The sequence below is a fragment of the Nocardioides sp. CPCC 206348 genome (assembly GCF_048654705.1).
Classification (GTDB): domain Bacteria; phylum Actinomycetota; class Actinomycetes; order Propionibacteriales; family Nocardioidaceae; genus Nocardioides.
In genome coordinates, this window is record NZ_JBMCZA010000079.1 from 1 (window position 1) to 899 (window position 899).

Consider the following 899-nt stretch of genomic DNA (forward strand, 5'->3'; position numbering starts at 1 on the left):
GTGGAGGGCGCGGCCAGCGCCGAGCCGATCCGCTCCGCGGGCCGCTTCGCCCACGAGGCCGTGTCGTTCGACCCCGTCCACGGCCACCTGTACCTGACCGAGGACAACTTCGGGTTCCCGTCCGGTTTCTACCGCTACCTCCCGCCCCACCACCCCCTGGAGGTCGGACACCTCGAGGACGGCGGGCAGCTGCAGATGCTGAAGGTGGTGGGCGTCGACAACGCGCTCCTCGTCGAGGCGCAGCCCAAGAACGCGGTGTTCCCCGTCGAGTGGGTCGACATCGACGACCCTGACCCGAGCTTCCCGTACACCCCGGGCGTGGTCGCGCCGACGTCGAACAACACGGCGATCAACCACGTGGCATCCCAGGGGATCGCCCTCGGCGCAGCGCAGTTCTCCCGGCTGGAGGGCCAGGTGTACGACAACGGGAGGGTGTACTTCTGCTCCACGCAGGGCGGCGGGCAGGTGGGGACGAACCCCTCCGTCGACGGGTACGGCACCGGGTTCGGACAGGTGTGGGCACTGAACATCGCGGAGCAGGAGCTCCGCCTGGTGTACCAGTCCCCCGACCGCGTCACCCTGGACTTCCCCGACAACATCACGGTCTCCGCGGGCGGGACGCTCGTGGTCTGCGAGGACCACGACCAGGACAACTACATCCGGGGACTCACGCCACAAGGTCGCATCTCTGACATCGCCCTGAACCGGATGGCCGGGCGCACCGGGGACGAGTTCGCAGGATCGACCTTCAGCCCGGACGGTTCGACGCTGTTCGTCAACATCCAGGCCTCACGTGGCCTGACGTTCGCCATCTGGGGTCCCTGGTCGAAGATCGGAGTCTGAGGCCGGGGCCTCGTTCGAGAAGGACGTGTCCTCGACCAGCAGGTCCCAGTCGGTGA

1 protein-coding gene is annotated in these 899 nt (G+C 68.1%); it reads left to right on the forward strand.

Annotation, left to right across the window (positions count from 1 at the left end; genetic code table 11):
- Nucleotides 1-843, forward strand: an 843-nt coding sequence (locus ACOADB_RS03850; RefSeq protein WP_378596611.1) for an alkaline phosphatase PhoX, incomplete at its 5' end; no start/stop codon positions are given.
- Nucleotides 844-899: the final 56 nt, after the last annotated feature.